Source organism: Gilliamella sp. B2785 (genome assembly GCF_026537005.1).
Classification (GTDB): Bacteria; Pseudomonadota; Gammaproteobacteria; order Enterobacterales; family Orbaceae; genus Gilliamella; species Gilliamella apicola_E.
The window spans coordinates 1-1,597 of sequence record NZ_JAFNNC010000018.1 but is presented as its reverse complement, the minus strand read 5'-3'; the positions used below and the strand labels follow the sequence as shown (position 1 = coordinate 1,597).

Genomic DNA, 1,597 nt, shown 5'->3' with positions numbered 1-1,597 from the left:
GTATAGTGATTGGAAAAACACGATGCAACACTTTTTTTCGCTCATTTACGTTAACTTTTGTAAATAAGATCTAAAAAGGATCTAACCGATATTTGATTAACTTATGTTTTAATTAAAGATATTGCAATTACAAATCTTTTAAATTATAGCGATTGATCCTTAAAAATTTTATTTTAAGGCTTTGGATTAGAAATTTAGTGATTTTGATATTTGAATAATTTTTTAAGTGAAATTTAAAGCCTCAAAAACCCCGCTCCTCAACTTTTTTTGCGATAAAATACCTAAAAAATAAACCCGCCGAAGCGGGTAATTGAAGCATCGCTTAGCCGCAAAATCGCTTTTTATGGCTAAACGACGTTGACTCCTTGAGTCAGCTTGCTTTTAATCACCTAATACTATTTTTTATCACCCCCGCCCCCGCCCTAAGGATTAAGGACGAAGAAATAAGAACTAAGGATGGGAGCAAAGTCCGTAGTAGTCGAGGTAGGTGTCGCTCCAACTCACGTCACCGTCGAGTATGTCCACGATAAACTGGGAACTACCGCGCGGGTCACTAGTCCAGTACCAATGGTTGAGGAAGCCAACGCCTGAATAATCATACAGACGACCCCACTCAGTGACAAAACCTGAACCTATATGACGCATATAATGATCACCCGGCGAGGAAGGGGTGGCGCCTAAGCCTAAATTATCAAAATCATAATTTGAATTTGTTAAATCCTTTACCTTAGGAAGGCGATAACCAATACTATTACACCAAGATAATGTACTAGAATAATAGTCCCGCTTAGAACCTCGGTGGACGAACCACTGCTTCAAAGTAAAACCATATTTGACGACAGGAGCACCATTACTATCACGACCGACCAACTCGAAGGTCTGAGGCAAAGAGATAGTGGGAAGAGGACCAGGATTGGCTGAATTATGCTGGGATGGAGTAGCGTAAGGACCCGTTAAAGTAACGCGAACGCTTGTAGCAGTAGGATTAGACATTGTGACTGTGATACCACCCCGAGAAACTGGAGACCAAGACAATGGCTGACTTACACCACTAATGAGTAAATCAAAGTACAATCCATTAGCGCCAGTTGTAGGAAAGTTTCTACCGTAAGAGGATGGGCCAGTTGACTGAGGGATAAAACCATTATCAGGGTCCCACATTGAAGCTGGGCCAGCATAATCATCTCTACCAAAAGTCAAATTAGGTCTGGCAAAACAAACCACAGGCGAAGCCTTAGGATTAACATAATAAGTCACATAACTAGCACGGAAATCACTATGATTAGGAACCCCATAACGTGTGGATAATGTACCGTTAGTACTGGATAAGGTAACCCTATAAGGTGCCTTACAAATCTCTAGCTCTGTATTACGTGATACAACTTGATTGTTTTTATCAACGATAGATAAACTCAAAGAACCAGTAACAGTAACGTCAGCATCACCATCATCATCTCCCCAATAATTATTAGGAGGACCGATAAGTGTACTCAAAGCGACTGAATTAGTATCAGTAGGAACGAACATACGAATATCAGCAAAACTCTGACCCTCAACCGGCAAGACGATTGGGGTTGTAGATGATGAATTGTTAGAA

Annotated in this window: 1 protein-coding gene; it reads right to left on the bottom strand. The window is 40.5% G+C overall.

The annotated features are described in order from the left end of the window. Positions 1-450 precede the first annotated feature (450 nt). On the bottom strand, positions 451-1,597 hold a 1,147-nt coding region (locus tag J3U24_RS11475), incomplete at its 5' end, for a hypothetical protein (RefSeq protein WP_267347005.1).